The sequence below is a fragment of the Delftia tsuruhatensis NBRC 16741 genome, assembly GCF_001571325.1.
Lineage (GTDB): Bacteria > Pseudomonadota > Gammaproteobacteria > Burkholderiales > Burkholderiaceae_C > Comamonas > Comamonas tsuruhatensis.
On the sequence record NZ_BCTO01000113.1, the window covers coordinates 1 to 1,357 of the forward strand.

Consider the following 1,357-nt stretch of genomic DNA (forward strand, 5'->3'; position numbering starts at 1 on the left):
ACCGGCAGCAGCCCAACACGTAACATAAAACAAGGCCCGCAATTGCGGGCCCTGCTTCCATCACAGACTAGCTTTTGCGCCTACTGCAGCCTCAAGGGCGCAACGATCGGCGAGGGAAGGCCAATCTGAGCTGCCGTAACGGGCTGCAGCAGCCAGCCGTACTGGCCCCCGGTAGAGGTTCCGCAACTCGAATTGTCAAACCCTGTGATACCTGTCGGCATAACGGCCAGGACCGTTCCGTTGGACTGAGGTGTCGCCGAGGTCACCATGAATGAGCCCAGCGAAAGCGACCATACAACCGTCTTGGCGTAGATGGAGCTTGCCGTCGTGGGACTGCCTGAATTCAAGTAACCTTCACCTGAGCAGTTGCCAGGGCCCGTGCCTTTGTAATAGATCTGAGCGTTGGGAAGCGTCCCATCCCAGGACATCACCATCAGGTGGCCCGTGCTGGTCACGAGAGTGATGTTATTCCGCGCCGCGCTCACCACCTTACCCAGGGTCACATTGTTGGCGTCAACCAAAGTCACGCCACCGCCGGCAGGACCAGCAGGCCCTGTCGCGCCCGTGGCACCGGTCTCGCCTTGAATACCCTGGGGACCCGTCGCACCCACATTGCCCGAAGCTCCTGTGGTGCCGGGGACACCCTGGACGCCTTGTATACCCTGCAAGCCCTGAGGACCCTGCGGACCTATGGCACCGGTATTGCCCGTGGGGCCGGTGGCACCCGTGGCGCCCGTCGCACCTGTTGGGCCTGTCGCTCCTGTCTCACCAGTAGCGCCCGTCTGACCCGTGGCTCCCGTCACGCCCGTGGCGCCTGTCGGCCCCGTTACGCCTGTCGCTCCAGTAACACCTGTCGAGCCCGTGGCTCCCGTCGCCCCTGCGCCTGTAGGACCCACGGGACCGATAGCCCCTGTGGCGCCCGTGGGTCCTGTTGCCCCCGTCGCACCCGTGGCTCCTGCGCCAATGCCTGGAGCGCAATGCACCAGTTGTCCCGTCACGCCATCGACACACAGCAGCTGGCTGCCAGTGGCTGTATCGGCCGGCAAAGCCGGAACCACGACTTCACCTGTGTTCTGTACACGCAGACGCTCGGCCCCTGCCGAATTTTTGATAATGAAATTTCCGCCTGGAGGCATGGTGATGCTGACATCAGCAGCGTGCGCGACAGGCGCGAGGAAGCCAGCGCTCAGGCACAAAGCAAAAATCAGGCGAGAAGGTACGTTGATTTCTTTACGGGACATAGTTCAGCTGCCGTTGAGATAAAGCACTTGGGCACCCTGCGCCAGACCTACGAGCCCAGGATGAAGAGAGAGAATGAACAGCTCAGAGTGTTGTACGGCTACGACGTTGGCGAGCC

The 1,357-nt window shown here is 61.9% G+C and carries 1 protein-coding gene; it reads left to right on the forward strand.

Going from position 1 to position 1,357, the window contains the following annotated elements:
* Positions 1-977: 977 nt before the first annotated feature.
* A partial coding sequence (locus tag DTS01S_RS31110) for a hypothetical protein (RefSeq protein WP_218010591.1) occupies positions 978-1,357 on the forward strand: 380 nt, incomplete at its 3' end.